20 protein-coding genes and 1 pseudogene are annotated in these 16,852 nt (G+C 68.9%); 8 read left to right on the top strand and 13 right to left on the bottom strand.

What is annotated here, in order from left to right:
* Positions 1-143: 143 nt before the first annotated feature.
* The gene (locus tag RJ1_RS33000; RefSeq protein WP_073366677.1) at positions 144-953 is read right to left on the bottom strand and encodes a CPBP family intramembrane glutamic endopeptidase; all 810 of its coding nucleotides are present in this window, start codon (positions 951-953) and stop codon (positions 144-146) included.
* Positions 954-1,126: 173 nt separating this feature from the next.
* Here RJ1_RS33000 and RJ1_RS32995 point away from each other — a divergent pair, with 173 nt between their 5' ends.
* Positions 1,127-2,272 (top strand): TIGR03364 family FAD-dependent oxidoreductase, encoded by a 1,146-nt coding sequence (locus tag RJ1_RS32995; RefSeq protein WP_073366676.1) that lies wholly within the window; start codon positions 1,127-1,129, stop codon positions 2,270-2,272.
* Positions 2,273-2,314: 42 nt separating this feature from the next.
* Positions 2,315-3,016: a phosphonatase-like hydrolase gene (locus RJ1_RS32990; RefSeq protein ID WP_073366675.1), complete on the top strand. Its 702-nt coding sequence runs from the start codon at positions 2,315-2,317 to the stop codon at positions 3,014-3,016.
* A gap of 20 nt (positions 3,017-3,036) precedes the next feature.
* On the opposite strand, the gene RJ1_RS32985 is transcribed toward RJ1_RS32990, so the two are convergent.
* Entirely contained in the window at positions 3,037-3,792 is a 756-nt protein-coding gene (locus tag RJ1_RS32985) for a GntR family transcriptional regulator (protein ID WP_073366674.1), read from the bottom strand.
* 121 nt (positions 3,793-3,913) lie between these two features.
* On the opposite strand from RJ1_RS32985, the gene RJ1_RS32980 reads away from it, so the two are divergent.
* A complete protein-coding gene (locus RJ1_RS32980) occupies positions 3,914-4,876 on the top strand; it encodes an alpha/beta fold hydrolase (protein WP_073366673.1) in 963 nt (320 codons plus the stop codon).
* On the opposite strand, the gene RJ1_RS32975 is transcribed toward RJ1_RS32980, so the two are convergent.
* The 3 genes from RJ1_RS32975 to RJ1_RS32965 are packed head-to-tail and all read right to left on the bottom strand — an operon-like array spanning position 4,857 to position 6,879.
* On the bottom strand, positions 4,857-5,180 hold the full coding sequence (locus RJ1_RS32975) for an SCO6045 C-terminal-like domain-containing protein (protein ID WP_073366672.1): 324 nt from the start codon (positions 5,178-5,180) through the stop codon (positions 4,857-4,859). The genes RJ1_RS32980 and RJ1_RS32975 overlap by 20 nt on opposite strands.
* Complete coding sequence (locus RJ1_RS32970) at positions 5,177-6,022, bottom strand: MbnB/TglH/ChrH family RiPP precursor modification enzyme (protein ID WP_073366671.1); 846 nt, start codon at positions 6,020-6,022, stop codon at positions 5,177-5,179. The genes RJ1_RS32975 and RJ1_RS32970 overlap by 4 nt, the downstream gene beginning before the upstream one ends.
* Positions 6,019-6,879, bottom strand: a complete 861-nt coding sequence (locus RJ1_RS32965; RefSeq protein WP_073366670.1) for a TIGR04222 domain-containing membrane protein — start codon at positions 6,877-6,879, stop codon at positions 6,019-6,021. The genes RJ1_RS32970 and RJ1_RS32965 overlap by 4 nt, the downstream gene beginning before the upstream one ends.
* Before the next feature lie 162 nt (positions 6,880-7,041).
* Here RJ1_RS32965 and RJ1_RS32960 point away from each other — a divergent pair, with 162 nt between their 5' ends.
* Positions 7,042-7,692: a maleylpyruvate isomerase family mycothiol-dependent enzyme gene (locus tag RJ1_RS32960; RefSeq protein ID WP_073366669.1), complete on the top strand. Its 651-nt coding sequence runs from the start codon at positions 7,042-7,044 to the stop codon at positions 7,690-7,692.
* Positions 7,693-7,695: 3 nt separating this feature from the next.
* Here RJ1_RS32960 and RJ1_RS32955 read toward each other — a convergent pair whose 3' ends face one another.
* The 5 genes from RJ1_RS32955 to RJ1_RS32935 all read right to left on the bottom strand — a co-directional run bounded on the left by RJ1_RS32955 (position 7,696) and on the right by RJ1_RS32935 (position 10,584).
* A complete protein-coding gene (locus RJ1_RS32955) occupies positions 7,696-8,037 on the bottom strand; it encodes a hypothetical protein (protein WP_073366668.1) in 342 nt (113 codons plus the stop codon).
* A 153-nt stretch (positions 8,038-8,190) separates the two neighbouring features.
* Positions 8,191-8,859, bottom strand: a complete 669-nt coding sequence (locus tag RJ1_RS32950) for an SDR family oxidoreductase (RefSeq protein WP_073366667.1) — start codon at positions 8,857-8,859, stop codon at positions 8,191-8,193.
* A 56-nt stretch (positions 8,860-8,915) separates the two neighbouring features.
* The gene (locus RJ1_RS32945) at positions 8,916-9,326 is read right to left on the bottom strand and encodes a TIGR03668 family PPOX class F420-dependent oxidoreductase (RefSeq protein WP_073366666.1); all 411 of its coding nucleotides are present in this window, start codon (positions 9,324-9,326) and stop codon (positions 8,916-8,918) included.
* Positions 9,326-9,907, bottom strand: coding sequence for a hypothetical protein (locus tag RJ1_RS32940; RefSeq protein ID WP_073366665.1), 582 nt, complete (start codon positions 9,905-9,907; stop codon positions 9,326-9,328). Before RJ1_RS32940 ends, RJ1_RS32945 begins: the two co-directional genes overlap by 1 nt.
* Positions 9,908-9,963: 56 nt before the next feature.
* Positions 9,964-10,584: a LysE/ArgO family amino acid transporter gene (locus RJ1_RS32935; RefSeq protein ID WP_174695048.1), complete on the bottom strand. Its 621-nt coding sequence runs from the start codon at positions 10,582-10,584 to the stop codon at positions 9,964-9,966.
* Between the two features lie 72 nt (positions 10,585-10,656).
* On the opposite strand from RJ1_RS32935, the gene RJ1_RS32930 reads away from it, so the two are divergent.
* Positions 10,657-11,532 (top strand): LysR family transcriptional regulator ArgP, encoded by an 876-nt coding sequence (locus RJ1_RS32930; protein WP_073366663.1) that lies wholly within the window; start codon positions 10,657-10,659, stop codon positions 11,530-11,532.
* A 45-nt stretch (positions 11,533-11,577) separates the two neighbouring features.
* On the top strand, positions 11,578-12,585 hold the full coding sequence (locus RJ1_RS32925; RefSeq protein WP_073366680.1) for a PHP domain-containing protein: 1,008 nt from the start codon (positions 11,578-11,580) through the stop codon (positions 12,583-12,585).
* A gap of 1,180 nt (positions 12,586-13,765) precedes the next feature.
* On the opposite strand, the pseudogene RJ1_RS48110 reads toward RJ1_RS32925, so the two are convergent.
* A pseudogene (locus RJ1_RS48110) lies at positions 13,766-14,179 on the bottom strand (AfsR/SARP family transcriptional regulator); the annotation flags it as partial.
* Positions 14,180-14,571: 392 nt separating this feature from the next.
* Here RJ1_RS48110 and RJ1_RS32915 point away from each other — a divergent pair.
* A complete protein-coding gene (locus RJ1_RS32915; protein ID WP_073366662.1) occupies positions 14,572-15,450 on the top strand; it encodes an alpha/beta fold hydrolase in 879 nt (292 codons plus the stop codon).
* Here the strand turns inward: RJ1_RS32915 and RJ1_RS32910 are convergent, their stop codons facing one another.
* On the bottom strand, positions 15,451-16,221 hold the full coding sequence (locus RJ1_RS32910; RefSeq protein WP_073366661.1) for a thiazole synthase: 771 nt from the start codon (positions 16,219-16,221) through the stop codon (positions 15,451-15,453). It lies immediately after the preceding gene.
* On the bottom strand, positions 16,214-16,411 hold the full coding sequence (gene thiS / locus RJ1_RS32905; protein ID WP_073366660.1) for a sulfur carrier protein ThiS: 198 nt from the start codon (positions 16,409-16,411) through the stop codon (positions 16,214-16,216). The genes RJ1_RS32910 and thiS overlap by 8 nt, the downstream gene beginning before the upstream one ends.
* 267 nt (positions 16,412-16,678) lie before the next feature.
* Here thiS and RJ1_RS32900 point away from each other — a divergent pair, with 267 nt between their 5' ends.
* Positions 16,679-16,837, top strand: coding sequence for a hypothetical protein (locus RJ1_RS32900; protein ID WP_240319864.1), 159 nt, complete (start codon positions 16,679-16,681; stop codon positions 16,835-16,837).
* Positions 16,838-16,852: the final 15 nt, after the last annotated feature.

Here is a 16,852-nt window from a genome sequence, read left to right as displayed (position 1 = left end):
CGCCGCCCGCGCCCGAGCCGCCGGTGAACTATCCGCCGGCCCCCGCTCCGGCGCCGCCCGCACCGCCGCAGCAGATCCAGGTGCAGATACCGGGCCTGCCGCCCATCGTCATCCCCATTCCCAACTGAGGGTCGGGTTCCGGGTTAGAGGGCAAAAAGGGCTGCGTTGAGGACAATCGCCTGGGTGAACAGCGTCCAGTCGTTGATGATGTGCGCGCCCGTCGAGACCCACAGGTTCTTGGTGCGGATGTAGGCGAGCGTGAGAACTAGTCGGGCCCCGCCGATCACGATGAATGCCTGAGCGAAGTTCCAGTCGTAGGTTTGCAGGTGGGCAGCGCCGAACCACACGGCACTGAGCAGCCAGGCCACGACGATCGCCGTCTTGCGAGACAGCGTGGCCTTGGTGAACAGGAAGTACATGACCGCGAGAAACGGGATCATGGTGAACACTTCTTCGCCGACCAACTGGATACCGGTGCCCACGTAGAACGCGACGGTGTCGAGCGCACTCGCCTTGCCCGCATCGTCGATGGCCTCGTTGGACGCTACGTCGAACAGGGATTGCACGATCAACGCCAGCCCGGCCGAGACGGCCAGGTTGAGCAGCGCGAAACCGATCATCGTGAGGACGTCGCGGCCGCTCACTCTGCGGAACAGCGCTTTCCAGTGCTCGCGCGTCACCCGCGCCAGCACGACGAGCGGGATGGCGACGAAAAGGATTCGCGGAATCAACGCCACGAAGTTGTTCGGCTGCGGGATGAGGATCAGGGCCGCGAAGCCGACAGCGACGGACGCCCACACCAGCACCCACTGCCGCACCGACAGTGCCGCGGGAACCCCGTTGTAGAAGGGGAAGTCGACGCCGTCGCGGCGCTCGATCAGGTGGCCGAAACGATCGTTCGCCGACGGCGATTCGTGCACGGGCGCCGGACTCGGATCGGTAGCACCACTCATCGATTGGCCCTTCTGAGGTGGGTGAATACGGAATGTCATCGTCGCAGAGACGGCCGGCTCGTACCACTTGACCCACCCAACACACGGTTAACGGAAGGAAACTTATATATACCTGCGGTGAATTCCATCAACTTGTATTGACATGTTGGAATCCTCGGTTCACAGTGGGATCCATGACACATCAACGACGCTACGACGTGGTGGTTGTCGGTGCCGGAATCGTCGGCCTCGCTCACGCGTACCACGCGGCGAATCGGGGTCTGTCGGTGGCGGTGATCGACCATGCCGATCGTGTCGCGGGCGCTTCCGTCCAGAACTTCGGCCACGCCTGCATCACCGCCCAGTCGGGGGTCGCCCGCGACTACGCCCGAGCGGGCCGGGAGCATTGGCTCGACCTGTCGCGCAAGGCCGGATTCTGGTCGTCCGAGTCCGGGACGTACTGCGTGGCCCGGCACGACGACGAGCTGGCCGTCATGACCGAATTCGCGGACGTCCGCGGGCCTGCCGAGGTGGAACTGCTTTCCCGCGATCGGATTCTCACGGCGCTGCCGATCGTCGGCGACGGCGTCGTCGGGGGCATGTACATGACCGGCGACCTGCAGGTCGACCCGCGGGAAGCGGCCCCCGCCATCGCGCGGTGGCTGGAAGCGTCTGGAGTCGAATTCCTTTGGCGCACAGCGGCATCCGGTTTCAGGACCGGAATCGTCCACACCTCGCGGGGCGATCTGCGCGCCGGGACGGTGTTCGTCACCGTCAACTACGACATCGACCGGCTGTTTCCGGAACCGGCCGAGCGCGGCGGACTCCTGCGGTGCCGGCTGCACATGTTGCGCGCCCGGATGCCGCTGTCCGGCCCGTTACCCGCGCCCCTGTTCACGGGATGGTCGCTGGTGCGCTACTCCGGTTTCGAGAATCTGCCCGCGACGGCGGCGCTCGCGGCCCGGCTTCGCGAAGAATACCCCGACTACGTCGATCTCGACCTGCACCAGATGTACACACCGCAGCCCGACGGATCGATCCTGCTGGGCGACACCCACATCCGTGACATTTCGGCCGAGCCGTTCCAGTCGGAGAAGGGGTTCGAGGTACTGATCCGTGAAGCGGCCTCCCTGTTCGGCGTCTCGGACGTCACCGTCACCGAGCGTTGGCAGGGCGTGTACAGCTCGGCCCCCGATTCGGAGTTCCTGATCGAGGAGCCGATCGACGGTGTGCACATCGTCACCGTCACCACCGGGATCGGCATGACGACGAGCCTGGGTCTGGCGAAGGACCGGATCGACCACGTCTTCGGCCGCGACACCGTGCCCCTGATGGCATAGCAGCACAACCACATTCACCGAATACCGAGAGGAGCACGACAAATGGAAACACATCACCGCGACATCAGCCTGGTCGTCTTCGACATGGCAGGCACCACCGTGGAAGACGCCGGGCTGGTGCAACAGTCCTTCCTCGCCGCGGACGCGCACGCCGGACTGTCGAAGACCGACGAAGACCGTCGGCGGATGCTCGACTACGTCTCCGACACCATGGGTCAGTCCAAGATCGTCGTCTTCCGGCACCTCAGTGGCGGAAACGAGGAGCAGGCGCAGGCCGCGAACAAGGAATTCGAACGCTGCTACTCGCAACTCGTCGACGACGGTCGGTGCAGCGCCGTCCCCGGCGCCGAGGAACTGTTCGGCGCACTTCGCGAGCAGGACATCAAGATTGCGCTCACCACCGGGTTCGCCCACGAGACGCAGATGTCGATCATCCGCGCGCTCGGCTGGGAGAACGTCGCCGACGTCGTGCTCTGCCCCGGTGACGGCGTCCGCGGCCGCCCCTTCCCGGACATGCCACTCACCGCGCTGATGCGGGTCGGCGCCCCGTCCGTCCAGTCCATGGTGGTGCTCGGCGACACCACGTCGGACGTCACCACCGGCCTGCGCGCCGGAGCGCTCGCGTCCGTCGGTGTGCTCACCGGCGCCCACGACGCCACCCGGTTGGCGGAGGCCGGCGCCACGCACATCCTCGACAGTGTCGCGGACCTGCCCGGTCTGCTGTCCGAACTGCGCAACGCCTGACACCCGCTCGCGGCGGCCGACTAACTTCCGTTTCCGTCGTCCGACGGGATCCGTGGGTCGATGGTGCGGGCGTTCACGATGCTGAAGGCGACGAGGTCGGGGCGGTACCGGTCGTCCGCGTACTCGAAGATGTCGCCGTTCTGATCGCGTGACGTCCGACGTTCCCGCAGCAGAGGGCTGCCGGGGTCGATGCCGAGATGGTCGGCGTCCACCTCGGCGGCGGCGACGGCGTCGAGCACGTGCTCCATCGATTCGAATCGGACGCCGCGGGAGGTGAGGTAGTCGGTGATCGACCCGGAGTCGATGTCGAATTCGAACAGCAGGGAACCGACGCGGTCGGTGAACGTGCTCCGCTCGAGCATCGTCGGTTCGCCGTCCAGCAGTCGGACACGGAGCACCTCGACGACGAAGTCGTCTGCGGCCGCACCCAATGCGCCGGCAGCAGGCTCGGACACCCGGCGGCGGGAGATCTCGAGTGTGCGGCTACCCGCAACGCGGCCGGTGCGGCGGGCCCACTGGGAGAACGGGGTGAACGTGTCGAGGGTCTGAGTGATGTCGTGGCTGCGCACCACCGCAGGTTTGCCCTGGGAGAGCTGGATGAGCCCCTCGTTCTTCAACGTCGCGAGGGCCTGACGCACTGGCCCGCGCGACACCTCGAATTCCGCGCAGAGCATGCTCTCGCTGGGCAGTGGCTCCCCCACCGCGTACTGCCGTTGCATGATGCGCTGCCGGAGTTGGACTGCGACGAACTCATGGCGGGAGCGTGCCTCCACCATTGCGCATCACTCCATTTCCCGGTTGGTCGACGGTCGCCACTGCGAGTCAGGTGCATTCTAATGGCGGCGCCGCTACGCTACATTGCTAGAACACGTTCTAGCGGGTGGAGGGGTGCGAAGCATGGCGTCGTCGACGGAGCGGTCGGTCACGGTCGACGGATTCCGTTGGCAAATCACCGAACTGGGAGACGGACCGCCGGTGGTTCTGTGCCACGGTTTCCCGGGTCTCGGGTACAGCTACCGCCATCAGATGCGGGCCCTCGCGGACGCCGGGTACCGCGCGATCGCCCCCGACATGCCCGGGTACGGCGGCACCGACATTCCCCGCGACATCGCCGACTACACGAACGAGCGCGTGTCGGACGGACTGATCCGCCTACTCGACGCGCTCGGCCACGAGCGTGCGGTGTTCGTCGGCCACGATTTCGGCGCGCCCGTCGCCTGGACGGTCGCGCTGCGGCACCGCGAACGGGTGTCCGGGCTGGTGCTGCTGGCCGTTCCCTACGCGCCCGACCGGTTTCCGCTGCGCCCGTCGGAACTCTATGCGTCGATGGCGCGCAAGCACTTTCTGCACATCCATTACTTCCAGAAACCCGGCGTCGCCGATCGGGAACTCGACGCCGACCCGCGCGGATTCCTGCAGCGACTGTTCTACGCGTTGTCGGGCGACTACCGCTACCTCGACATCTGGCGGCACCCCTCGGAGGGCAACGGCTACCTGGACGTGCTGCCCGACGCCCCGCCGCTGCCGTGGTCGTGGCTGACGGAGGACGAGCTGGATCACTATGTCGAGATCTTCACCCGGACGGGGTTCAGCGGCGGTCTCAACTGGTACCGGGCGTACGACGCCAACTGGGAACGCGGCGCGGAACTCGACGGCGCCCACCTCGAGGTCCCGACGCTGTTCGTGGCGGGGGCGAACGATCCGGTCGTCGCGATGAGCGGTGCGCAGGCCCTCGACCGGATGCGCGAGACCGTGTCCGACCTGCGCGGCGTGCACCTCGTCGACGGCGCCGGGCACTTCGTCCAGCAGGAACGGCCCGAGCAGGTGAACGAGTTGCTGCTCAGGTTCGTCGCCGGCTGAGCAGGCGCCGCCGCTTCGGTTGGGGCAGTTCGCCGATCGACCGGAGATGCGCGGTGAACGCGTCGGCGTCGGCGTGGGTGCTCACTTTCGGCCGCCCCGCGGCCCAGGCGCTGAACAGTGCGAAGAACCGGTCGCCGCACGCCTCGCGGACGTGCGGAACGTGATTGCCCACCTCCCCGGACCGTTTGCGCAGCAATGCCGTCGACACCGTATCGAGTGCGTCACGGTCGAAACCGCCCGGACTTTCCCCCGCGGCGACGAGCGCCCGCACCAGTGCGGCCTGCCGATCCGCGAGCCCCGTCACGGCAGGCTTCGCGCGGTGCTCGAGGTGATCCGCTCGAACCCCGCGGCATCCGCCATCGCGTCCAACTCGTCGAACAATTCCCGGGCGGGCGGATAGTTGCCGTCGCGTTCGAGCATCATCGCGGGCGCACCCTCGGATGCCCACTCCCGGACCAGGTCCAGCACCTCGCCGGGCACCGGATCGGTGTGGGTGTCGTGATAGACGCCGTCCCGTTCGCGGCCGCCGGCGACGTGGCAGTAGGCCACGCGTTCGAGCGGCAGCCGCCGGAGTTCCGCGCCCGCGTCGCGGCCTCGGTTGCGGGCGTTCGCGTACACGTTGGCGACGTCCAGCAGCAGATGGACGCCGGTGCGTTCGACGAGTTCGGCCAGGAACTCGCCCTCGGAGTATTCGTCTTCCGGCCAATCGAACAGGGCCGCGATGTTCTCCACGGCCAGCGGGACCGGCAGGCATTCCTGCGTGCGCCGGATGTTGCGCACCAACACGTCCAGCGCCTCCTCGGTGCGCGGTACCGGCAGCAGGTGCCCGGCCTCGAGACCGCCTGCCCGGACGAACGCGACGTGTTCGCTGACGAGCGGCGCACCAAGGGCGTCCGCGCACCGCGCGAGGTGGTCGATCCGGCGCTGCTCGACGGTGTCGGCGCCACCCAGCGAGAGTGAGATGCCGTGCGGGACGACGGGAACGCCCAGCGAGCGCAGTTCGTCCGGAACGCCGACCCCTCGCCGGCGTGCGGGCAGTGATTCGGCGATCACCTCGCAGAACTGCAGGCCGTCGAGTCGGGCGATGATCCCGCAGATCTCCGGCCGCCACCCGATCCCGAGACCCGGCGCGATCGGTGCGGTCATCCCCCGCACCCGCCGCCGCCACAGCCTCCGCCACCGCCGCAGGAGCTGTCGCCACCCCCGCTGCCGCCGTCACTGCTGCCGCTGTCGGAGATGCCGGCGGCGCTGGCGAACCCCGGGGAGAACAGTGCGACGGCACCGGCCCCGAACAGCGCCGTCGAGAGCGCGATCGGCGTCGGTCCGTACGCGGTGAACGACGGGCGCATCCGCGGCGCCAGGTACGAATGTGTGCGGCGCAGCCGTTCGAGCTCCGCAGTGCCCCGACGTGTCCGGCGGCCGGTCCGGCGGACCAGCTCCCGCGAAGCCGACACCAGGACCACCAGCACCAGCAGGAATCCGATCGGCTTGCCGCCGGCGAACCCGGCGACGAGGCGTGCGACGCCGAGGGCCACGACGACGAGGATCGGAAGGGTCGCGCGGCGATTCCAGGCCTTCTGTTCGGGTCCGGTGAGCAGACCCTGCGCGACCAGGGTCGACCGCAGCTGGTCGAGCGGCGCCCGCAACCGGCCTACGAGCCCAGGGTTGCCGAGGGCGGTCCGCCCGAAGGCGAGTTCGTCGTAGACGGCGCGCGTGAACGACCCGAGGGTGTTTTCGGTGACTGCCCACGAGCGCAGCACGGTGCCGTCGGGGGAGATGAGTTCTGCGCCCCGCAGCAGCGTCAACGAGGCGGCAATCGCCCGATCGTCGCTGGTCAGCATGCCGGCCTGCACCGGATCGAGGCGAACATGCCCGGTCGCGGCCGGCCCGTTGCCGCGGGACCGGAGGAACACGGCCACGCCCACCGCGAGCACGGCGACGGTGACGTACATCACCAGAAAGGACTCGCTCGGGATCCCCCATGTAGCGGATTCGTCGTACATCACACACCACCTTTCAACCACGTTGTCCACCAGTCGATCTCAGTATCGGGTCGAACGTCCGAATTGCCCATACCGGGCTCCGATCGTCACCGTTCCGTAATCGGAATCCCGCGGGTTCGTCGCAGGGGTGGGCTGTGGGTGGCATCGCCTAGCATCGTCGGCATGACGTCGCCGCGTGCTGCACTGTCGTTTGCCGAACTGCTCGATGCCGTCGCCGAATCGCAGACGGCGGTCGAGGCGACGCTGGAGGGGGTGACCGACGATCAGGCGCGGGAGCCGTCGCTGCTGCCGGGGTGGAGTCGGGGGCACGTGATCACGCACCTCGCGAGAAATGCGGATGCGCTTCATCGGTTCGCCGTCGGGGTGATCACCGGTGAGGCGGCGCCCGAGATGTATCCGGGTGGACCGGCGGCGCGGGCCGCGGCGATCGAGGAGGGGGCCGGACGTCCGGCGGAACTGCTGGTGGCCGATTTCCGCTTCGCGGGACGGCGGGTGATCGAGTCGCTGAGCCGGATCACCGAGGACCGGTACGAGACGCCGGTGAACTGGCGTAGACAGGTGCCGGCGCGTCAGGTGCCGGTTCTGCGGTGGCGTGAGCTCGAGATCCACCACGTCGACCTGGGCCTGGACCGCACGGCAGCCGAGTGGCCGGAAACGTTCGTGGAGCACACGCTGGAGTCGGAGCTGCCCGCGCTGGCGGCGGAGCATCCGGACGTCACGGTGCCGGAACTGCCGCGCACCGAACTGCTGGCCTGGCTGATCGGGCGCCCCACGCGGGAGGGCTTGCCGCCGGTTCCCGCGTGGCCGTTCTGACCGTCAGGCGTACTCGACCGTCTCGAACGAGTCGGCGTCGTCGAGCGCGTCCCAGATGATCGCGTAGCGCTTGTGGGTCATCTCGTCGGCGTCGACGAGCAGGGCGTCGAACAGGGTCTTCGGGTTCTCCTGCCACGTCTGCACGAGCGACGCGACCGCCTGGGGGGTGAACAGACCGGACCGTGCGGCCGCCTCGATCCACTCGTCGAAGTCGCCGTCGTGGATCCGCTCGACTGCTTCGCGATCGACCTCGCCGTCACCGAGATCGAGAGTGAACATCGTTGCGAAGACGTCGCCGTCGACTGCGACGACGGTGTCGCTGTGCATACGCTGGTCGGTGTTCATCGTGGGGATACCTCCTGGGAGTCAGCTCGGAGAACCTGACTCACGTTTGCGACCTCTGCTGATGAGAAGAACTGTAGGGCGACTAATTGTGAGCAGCTTAAAGCCTTTCTGTGAGATCAATCTGTGATCTATCTCACGCAGGTTTCTTCGCTGTCAGCGCACCCGCAGCACGACTTCTGTGGGGTGCGCATCGCGGGGTGTCTCCACGGCGTTGAGCACGGCTTTCGCGACGGTCGACGGCTGCAGATATTTCTCCGGCCGGTACTCGTCGCCCTCGCCGGCCACGATCGCGCGCTGCATATCGGTGTCGATCCGCCCGGGGTGAATTGACGTGACGCGCAGTAACGGCTCCTCGAGGCGCAGCGCGTCCCCGAACGCCCGCAGGGCGAACTTGCTCGCCGCATACGACGCCCAGCCGGCGTTCGCGCGGATCCCCGCACCCGAGTTGATCAGGACGACGTGGCCGCCGGCGGCGCGCAGGGCGGGCAGCAGCAGTCGGGTCAGTTCGGCCACCGCGATCACGTTCGCCTCGAGCGTGTGCCGCCACTGTTCGACGGTCGACTCCCCGACTGTCGCGAGGTCGGCGACGCCGGCGTTGTGGACGAGGACGTCGAGTCGATCGATTGGGGCGCACGCCGCCGCCACCGCGTCGTAGTCGGTCAGGTCGACGGGCCACGGCGCCGCGGAGGGCAGCTCCGCGAGGATGCCGTCCAGCGAACCCGCCGACCGGGCGCCGAGCAGGAGGTCGTGGGTCGGTGCGAGTTCGCGGGCGACAGCGGCTCCGAGGCCACGGCTCGCACCGGTGATCAGGGCTGTGGGCATGCCGTCGAGGCTAGCGCCCCGTGAGTACTTGTTAACCGCGGGCGGTTGTTAAGTACTCACAGGCCGAAGGCATACCAGTGGTGCCAGGACAGGTCGCGGATGGCGACGACGGGCCCGTCGGGGCGCCGCTCGACGTACTGCGGATACTTCGCGGCGAGAACGTCGATGGCGGTGGTGCCCTCGGCGGAGCCGGGTTCGAGGATCTCGGCCCGGCCGTCGACGCGGACCCACCACAGGTGGTCCCAGTTCTCGTCGTAGTGATCCACGAGCAGTGTGACGGCGGGGTTGGCGGAGATGTTCCTCAGACGGCGTAATGCCGTGGTGCGCTTCGGTTTGTGGTCGACGCAGGAGTAGATCGTGTCGGTGTCGAGCGCGAAGACGAGGGGAACCAGGTGGGGCACGCCGTCCGACCCGACGGTGGCGAGCCGCGCGACCCGGGCGGCCGCGAATCGTGCGACGGCGTCCATCACGGTACCATCAGGTAGTCGCCGCTCACCGGTTCGGGGAGTGCGGGAATGCCCAACGGGCGCTTGAAATATGCCCACGGGAACCACAGCGTCCCGACCTTCTGCCAGCCGTCGGCCTCGAGTTTCTGGCGGCTCGCCAACGCTGACACGCGGGTGTGCTCCCACTGCTCCTCGGACTTGCGGACGGTGTGGAAGAGGGTGCCGAAGCCGACGGAGTGCCAGCCGTACGAGCCGGCGTGGTTGAGGATGCGCATCTCGTTGAAGGCGGTGAGCGGGGTGAGTTGGCGGGTGCGGCCCTCCGGGTCTGCCTCGGGCGCGTCGCCGATCCGCTTGCCGAACCGTTGTTGCGCCGCTTGCCGCGACATGCCGAGGGCGGCGCCGATCGTGTCCCAGCTGTGTCCGGCGGACCGGGCGGCCGCGATGGCGGAGACCAGCAGTTCGTCGACCGACTCCCGGGCCTGCGAGGTGAGCCGGACGAGGGCCAGGTAGGCGGCCGGGTCGTGGTCGAGCGCCCCGTCGATCTCGGGGTCCGCCTGGGAAATGGCGTCCGACAGCAGCTGGGTGAGCGCGGCATCCGACATGTGTCAAGTATTTGTTGACAACCAGGATCTTGTCAACCAAATGTTGACTGGGGGTATTAGCCGGCGACGAGGGTGATGCCGAGGGTGAGCATCAGTGCGGCGATGCCGGCGTCGAGCACGCGCCACGCGCCGGGACGGGCGAAGACGCGGTGCAGGAACTGGGCACCGTATCCGAGCGTGAGGAACCAGGCGACGCTTGCGGTGGCGGCGCCGAGACCGAACACCCACCGTCCCGATTCGCCCTGGTTGTTGGCCACCGAACCGAGCATCAGCACCGTGTCGAGGTAGACGTGCGGGTTGAGCCAGGTGAGTGCGAGGCAGGTGAGCACCGACGTCGCGAGGGTCGCCGACCCGACTTCCTGCGTGGCATCGAGGGCGCCGGGACGGAGGGCGCGACGAGCCGCGAACACGGCGTAGCAGACGAGGAATGCCGCTCCGGCCCAGCGAATCACGGTGATGGCGGTCGGGGCGTGCGCGAGGACGGCCGCGATCCCGCTGATCCCGACGGCGATGAGCACCACGTCCGAGACCGCGCACAGCACGACCACCGGAAGGACGTGTCGTCGCACGATCCCCTGCCGCAGGACGAACGCGTTCTGCGCGCCGATCGCGACGATCAGCGACAGTCCGGTGCCGAAGCCGGCGGCCGCCGTGAGCAGGCCAGGGGTGAGGTGCATGAGAACCACGCTACGAACCGGACGATCATCAATCCAGCTAATTATCCTTCATTGCCATTAGCATTGCTTCATATGGATCTGGACCTGGCTGCCCTGCGCACGTTCGCCGCCGTGATCGACGAGGGCACCTTCGACGCCGCCGCGCGCGTCCTGCACATCACGCCGTCCGCGGTGAGCCAGCGGATCAAGGCGCTCGAGCAGCAGGTGGGACGCGTCCTGGTGCAGCGGGCCAAGCCGGTCCGGGCCACCGAGTCCGGGCACGTCGTGCTCACGCTCGCCCGACAGATGGCGCATCTCGAGCGCGAGGCCATGTCGTCCCTCAACCCCGAGGAGGCGACGACGAGCACGCTGTCGCTGGTCGTCAACGCGGATTCACTGTCCACGTGGATGATTCCGGCCCTCGCCCGGCTGGCGCCGGAACATCGGGCGCTGTTCGACCTGCATCGGGAAGACGAATTCCACTCGACCACCCTGCTGCGGGAGGGCACGGTGATGGCCGCGGTGACCTCTGTTCCGGAGGCGGTCCAGGGCTGCACCGTCGAGAAACTGGGGTCGATGCGGTACCGCGCGCTGTGCAGCCGGGACTTCGCCGACCGCTGGCTACCCGACGGCCCCACGGCGGACGCCCTCGCGGTGGCCCCGATGCTCGACTTCGACCGCAAGGACGAACTGCAGTCCCGGTTCCTGCGCGGTTTCACGCGGCGCCGGCTGCAGCCGCCGAGGCATTTCGTCCCCGGGTCTTCGGCGTTCTCCGACGCCGTCCGCTACGGACTGGGCTGGGGGCTGCTGCCGGAGTTGCACACCGGCGACGCCCACGGGCTCGTCGAACTCGACCCGGCCCGCCCCGTCGACGTCCCGCTGTACTGGCAGCGGTGGAAGCTGGATTCGCCCATTCTCGCGGCGCTCACCACCGCGGTCCGGGACGGGGCGCGCGAAGCGTTGCGGTGACGTCCGGGTGGGCGCAACACTGGAGTCATGGACGCCGACAGCCCGATGGACCCGGTGCAGGCCCTGCGCGAGACAGCGTTCTGGCTCGAACGGTCGCGGGCGGAGACGCATCGCGTGAAGGCGTACCGGCGGGCGGCCGATGTGGTGGCCGAACTGTCGGAGGATCAGCGGGACGTCCGTCGGCGCACCGACAGCTGGAAGGATCTGCCGGGGATCGGACCGAAGACGGCGACGGTGATCCGGGAGGCTCTCGACGGGGTGCCGGTGTATCTCACGGAACTGCGGGAGAACGCGGAGCCGATCGGTGGCGGTGCGCTGCGGCAGGCCCTCAAGGGTGACCTGCACACGCATTCGGACTGGTCCGACGGGGGCAGTCCCATCGACGAGATGATGCGCAGCGCGGCGGCCATCGGCCACGAATACTGCGCTCTGACAGATCATTCCCCGCGGCTGACGGTCGCGAACGGGCTGTCCGCGGAGCGTCTGCGGTCTCAGCTGGACGTGATCGCCGAGCTGAACGAGGAACTCGCGCCGTTCCGCATCCTCACCGGGATCGAGGTCGACATCCTCGACGACGGTTCGCTCGACCAGGATCCGGATCTGCTCGACGAACTCGACATCGTCGTCGCCAGCGTGCACTCCAAGTTGCGGGCCGAGCGCGGGGCAATGACCCGTCGGATGGTCAAGGCCGTCGAGAACCCGCGGGTCGACGTGCTGGGGCACTGCACCGGGCGCCTCGTCGAAGGCGGACGCGGGACCCGGCCGGAGTCGACGTTCGACGCGGAGAAGGTGTTCACCGCCTGCCGCGACAACGGCACCGCCGTGGAGATCAACAGCCGCCCCGAGCGCCGCGACCCGCCGAGCCGCCTCATCGATCTGGCCATCGATCTGGGGTGCCTGTTCTCGATCGACACCGACGCGCACGCCCCCGGACAACTCGCCTGGCAGGGGTACGGGTGCGAACGGGCGATGCGGTGCGGAGTCGAGGCCGACAGCGTCGTGAACACGTGGTCCGCCGACGACCTGCTCGCACGGGCCGAAGGCCCACCGTGAGCATCCCGCTCCCCGCCCCCGCGATTTCCCCTGCCGCAGGCGCCAATTCGGCCCGGGCGCGCTCCAGCAGGCCGTGGTCCCCGACGGCGGACGCCGCATGCGCGATCAGGCTCCACAAGGCTTCGCCGAGGAGATCGCGCGGCGGATCGGGTGCCCGCCGCAGGGCGACCGCCGCCTCGTCCGGGCGGCCGTTCGCCAGCAGTAGGTGGGGCCGCGCCCAGGGTTCGTACGGTCCCCAGTCGGTGTCGGTGTCGGTGTCGGCGTCGAACGTCGCCGGCCGGTCCCGTGACACCCGCAGGCACAGCAGCGCGAGCGGGAGGATTCCGCGTTCGAGACCGGGCATACCGCTGCCGGCGAGCAGCTTCGCCGCGGCGCGGTAGCCCGCCTCGGCCTCCGCGTCGGACGCACCCGTCGCCGCGGCACGCATCGCCCGGTACCACGTGGTGAACACGGTCACCAATGGTCGCTCGTGCCGTGCGGCCAGCGCATCCGCTGCGGCAGCGTGCTCGTCGGCGCCGATGAAGTCCCCGAGCGCACCGAGCGCCTGGAGGCGAACGAGATGCCCGAGCACCTCGAAGTTCACGAACCCGTGCCGAGCCGACAGGGTGATCAGTTGCCGGCCGATCGCGTCCCGCTCGGGCGCGAGGCCCGAACGGTAGAAGGTGTGCATGAAGACGCCGTTCAGCGCGGACGCGAGCAGCGCCGGGTCGTCGAGCGCGCGGGCGATCTCCTCCGATTCACGGGCGGCCTGCAACCCGCGGTCGCCGCGGGTTCCGCGGGATTCCAGTGCGATCGTGGCCAGCAACCGGGCGCGGGCGGTGTCGTGGTCGCCGGGGGGAAGCTGTGCGAGGACGCGTTCGGCCGCCGCGACGACGAGGGCGGCCTGCTCCGGGTCGTCGGAGCGGGTCCAGATGCCGGGGACGTCGAAGTTTCCGATCACGCGGGCGGTGAGCTCGGGGTCGCCCAGTTGTTCGGCCGCAGTGATCGTCGCGAGCCGTTGCTCCCGAGCCTCCTCGAGACCGCTGCCGCCGGCCACCGCGAGGCTCCGGAGCAACCCGACCGTGGATTCGAGTCTCGCCCGGGCGCCGGACGCCACGGTGCGGTCGTAGGCGGCGGCCGCCCGTTCCCACATCCGGCCGGGGTCGAGTTCGAGCCGGCCGTCGCGGCGCAGGATGTCGGTTTCGAGGGCCGTCAGCTGCGCGGTCGGGTCGATTCCCAGCTTTTCGGCGAGAAGCTCACGCGCCCGGCGCAACACGGCCAGCGCATCGCCCTGACGCCCGGACCGGTAGAGGGCCAGCGCCAGCAGCCGCCACGCCCCTTCCCTCCAAGGATGTTCGGCCACATGGGCATCGAGGTCCGGTACCGCCTCGGCGGCGCGTCCGAGGGCCAGCCGCGCCTCTGCCCGCCGCTCCACCGCGGAGAGTCGTAGCTCCTCGAGGCGCGCCCCCTCGGCGCGGGCCCACGACTCCTCCGCGAACTCCGCGTACGCCGGGCCCCGCCACCAGCCGAGGGATTCCTCCAGCAGCGCGAGCGCCCGCGTCGGTGCCGCCGTCGCCGCCGCCGCGACCGCGCGCTCGAACCGCCACGCGTCCACGGACTCCGGGGCGGCGCGGAGCGCGTACCCGGGACCCTCGGTGACGAGCAGCCTCGCCGCCGAACGGGCCGCGCGCTGCGGATCGAGCGCCCGCTGCAGTGCCGAGACGAAGGTCCGGACGGCGCCCTTGGCTCCGGCCGGCGGGTCGATCCACAGGTCGTCGACGACGAGGCTCACCGGAACGACCCGTCCCCGCGCGACGATCAGGCGGGCGAGCACCGCCCGGTGCCGCGGACCCTTCAGATCGACGAGGTCTCCCGACTCGTCCCACGCGACCACCGGGCCGAGCACACCGAACGTAGGAGTCACCCCGCCACGGTATAGCGCTCATCGGATGCTCATCGACCTCCTCGAGACTGGACCGCATCATCCCGACCTCGAAAGGACCACCCATGACCCCCGTGATTCCCGGATTCGACTACCAGCGCGTGACCGTCGCCGACGACGTGGAACTGAACGTCGCGGTGGGCGGTTCCGGCAGCCCGATCGTCCTGCTGCACGGCTTCCCCCAGACCCACCTGATGTGGCGGCACGTCGCCGTAGACCTGGCCGCCGACCACACCGTCATCTGCCCGGACCTCCGCGGATACGGTGCGAGCGACAAACCGGCCGAGAAGGATGGCGACGTCTATTCGAAGCGGACCATGGCCGCCGACGTGGTCGCCCTGGCGAAGGAACTGGGGCACGAGCGGTTCGCGCTGGCCGGGCACGACCGCGGCGCGCTGGTCGCCATTCGGGCGGGCCTCGACCACCCCGGGGCGGTCACCCACCTCGCCTCGCTGGACGCGCTGCCCACCCTCGACATGTGGGACATCCTGCACGGCGCGAACGCCGCGGTCGCGTTCCACCTCTACCTGATGGCGCAGCCGCCCGGGCTGCCGGAACAGATGATCGCCGCCAGCGCGGACGCCTTCTTCGGGCACTTTCTCGACGCCTGGACCCGGAACCCGGAGGCCATCCCCGCGGAGGTGCGCGCCGAGTACCTGCGGGCGTCGCGGGAGGCGGTGCCGTCGATCGTCGCCGACTACCGCGCGTCCGCCGGCATCGACGTCGACCACGACCGGGCGGACCGCGCTGCCGGCAACCGCCTGCAGATGCCCGTCACGGTGATCCAGCAGGACTGGGGAACCATGCTCGGCTACGACGCCGCCGGACTCTGGCGGGCCTGGGCCACCGACCTCGTGCACGACACCCTGACGGCAGGTCACTTCATGGCGGAGGAAGCGCCCGTGGAGATCATCGACGCACTGCGCGCACTCGTGAAGAGATAGTCAGACCGCGACCGGCGACGACGCCTGCGCCCAGAACCGTTTCGGTATGCGCCCCGCCATCCGGGCGCGGCGTCCGGCAGTGACCGCCCCGGCCATGGCCGCCGCCATGAGCGGAGGGTCCGACGCCCGCGTCACCGCTGAGGCGAGCAGTACGGCGTCGCAGCCGAGTTCCATTGCCAGTGCCGCATCGCTCGCGGTGCCGATGCCGGCGTCGAGAATGACCGGGATGTCGGTGCGCGCGACGATCATCTCGATGTTGCGGGGGTTGGAGATGCCGAGCCCGGTGCCGATCGGCGAACCGAGTGGCATCACGGCGGCGCACCCGGCGTCGACGAGGCGCTGCGCGAGCACCGGGTCGTCGTTGGTGTATGGCAGCACGACGAATCCGTCGTCGACGAGTTGTTCTGCTGCCGAGACGAGTTCGATCCCGTCGGGGAGAAGTGTGCGCTCGTCGGCGATCACTTCGAGTTTGACCCAGTTGGTGCCGAGAGCCTCGCGGGCGAGGTGAGCGGTGAGCACGGCCTCCGCGGCACCTCGGCAGCCGGCCGTGTTCGGCAGCAACGCGATGCCCAGCCGATCCAGCAGTTCGAGCAGCCCGGTTCTGCCCGCGGCATCCACTCGGCGCATCGCCACCGTCGTCAGTTCGGTGCCCGAGGCGATCAGCGCCTCTTCCAGCACCGACAGGTTTGCTGCGCCGCCGGTGCCCGTGATCAGACGCGACGAGAAGTTGCGGCCCGCGATCGTGAGTGGGTCGGAGCGGAACTCATCCACCCTGCACCGCCGTGAGCACCTCGACGGTCCAGCCGTCCTCGACCGACGTCGTCCACTGTGAGCGGGGCAGCATGGTGCCGTTCACCGCGAGCGCGACTCCCCGATCGGGAAGCTCGAGCCGGACCATGAGTTCCTCGACGAGGCACGGGTCGGGCAGATCGTGGACTTCGCCATTGACGGTGATGCGCATCGGTACCTCCGAACGAGATTTGTGCGAGCACCCGAACCATACGGTCGAAACCTGCGGGACGGACAGAACCACTTGTGCGCTACGTCATAGGTCCAGATTGGACCCCCGTAGCGCCGTCCATCTGGATCTTCTGGACCCGTACCAGACGGTCCAGAGTTGTCAGTGAGACGAGCCCCGGTGGGGCCGAGTTGTTCACGATCGGAGCCTGAGATGAACACCAGTGTCGCAACCAGAACACGCACCGCGAGGTCGAGGGAGGCAGAGCGGTTGGCATCGGAATTGGAGGACTCTCGACGCCGCATCATCGAACTCATGGCTCAGCTGGCCGAAACAGTAAGGAGCCGTGATGCTTTGAGCGACCGGCTGCAGGTGCTGGCGTGGAATGCGCGCTGGGGTCGGGAGCAGATCGGATTCGCCGGACGGTGACGGCAATTCCGCTGC

The organism is Rhodococcus jostii NBRC 16295, from assembly GCF_001894825.1.
Lineage (GTDB): Bacteria > Actinomycetota > Actinomycetes > Mycobacteriales > Mycobacteriaceae > Rhodococcus_F > Rhodococcus_F jostii.
The sequence above is the reverse complement of the archived record's forward strand: the minus strand, read 5'-3'. Positions and strand labels throughout refer to the sequence as shown.

What these genes read in the sequence shown, in the direction of transcription:
- RJ1_RS33000 (WP_073366677.1), bottom strand. Translation starts at nt 953, where the DNA reads ATGAGTGGTGCTACCGATCCGAGTCCGGCGCCCGTGCACGAATCGCCG.
- RJ1_RS32995 (WP_073366676.1), top strand. Translation starts at nt 1,127, where the DNA reads ATGACACATCAACGACGCTACGACGTGGTGGTTGTCGGTGCCGGAATC.
- RJ1_RS32990 (WP_073366675.1), top strand. Translation starts at nt 2,315, where the DNA reads ATGGAAACACATCACCGCGACATCAGCCTGGTCGTCTTCGACATGGCA.
- RJ1_RS32985 (WP_073366674.1), bottom strand. Translation starts at nt 3,792, where the DNA reads ATGGTGGAGGCACGCTCCCGCCATGAGTTCGTCGCAGTCCAACTCCGG.
- RJ1_RS32980 (WP_073366673.1), top strand. Translation starts at nt 3,914, where the DNA reads ATGGCGTCGTCGACGGAGCGGTCGGTCACGGTCGACGGATTCCGTTGG.
- RJ1_RS32970 (WP_073366671.1), bottom strand. Translation starts at nt 6,022, where the DNA reads ATGACCGCACCGATCGCGCCGGGTCTCGGGATCGGGTGGCGGCCGGAG.
- RJ1_RS32965 (WP_073366670.1), bottom strand. Translation starts at nt 6,879, where the DNA reads ATGTACGACGAATCCGCTACATGGGGGATCCCGAGCGAGTCCTTTCTG.
- RJ1_RS32960 (WP_073366669.1), top strand. Translation starts at nt 7,042, where the DNA reads ATGACGTCGCCGCGTGCTGCACTGTCGTTTGCCGAACTGCTCGATGCC.
- RJ1_RS32955 (WP_073366668.1), bottom strand. Translation starts at nt 8,037, where the DNA reads ATGAACACCGACCAGCGTATGCACAGCGACACCGTCGTCGCAGTCGAC.
- RJ1_RS32950 (WP_073366667.1), bottom strand. Translation starts at nt 8,859, where the DNA reads ATGCCCACAGCCCTGATCACCGGTGCGAGCCGTGGCCTCGGAGCCGCT.
- RJ1_RS32945 (WP_073366666.1), bottom strand. Translation starts at nt 9,326, where the DNA reads ATGGACGCCGTCGCACGATTCGCGGCCGCCCGGGTCGCGCGGCTCGCC.
- RJ1_RS32940 (WP_073366665.1), bottom strand. Translation starts at nt 9,907, where the DNA reads ATGTCGGATGCCGCGCTCACCCAGCTGCTGTCGGACGCCATTTCCCAG.
- RJ1_RS32935 (WP_174695048.1), bottom strand. Translation starts at nt 10,584, where the DNA reads ATGCACCTCACCCCTGGCCTGCTCACGGCGGCCGCCGGCTTCGGCACC.
- RJ1_RS32930 (WP_073366663.1), top strand. Translation starts at nt 10,657, where the DNA reads ATGGATCTGGACCTGGCTGCCCTGCGCACGTTCGCCGCCGTGATCGAC.
- RJ1_RS32925 (WP_073366680.1), top strand. Translation starts at nt 11,578, where the DNA reads ATGGACCCGGTGCAGGCCCTGCGCGAGACAGCGTTCTGGCTCGAACGG.
- RJ1_RS32915 (WP_073366662.1), top strand. Translation starts at nt 14,572, where the DNA reads ATGACCCCCGTGATTCCCGGATTCGACTACCAGCGCGTGACCGTCGCC.
- thiS (WP_073366660.1), bottom strand. Translation starts at nt 16,411, where the DNA reads ATGCGCATCACCGTCAATGGCGAAGTCCACGATCTGCCCGACCCGTGC.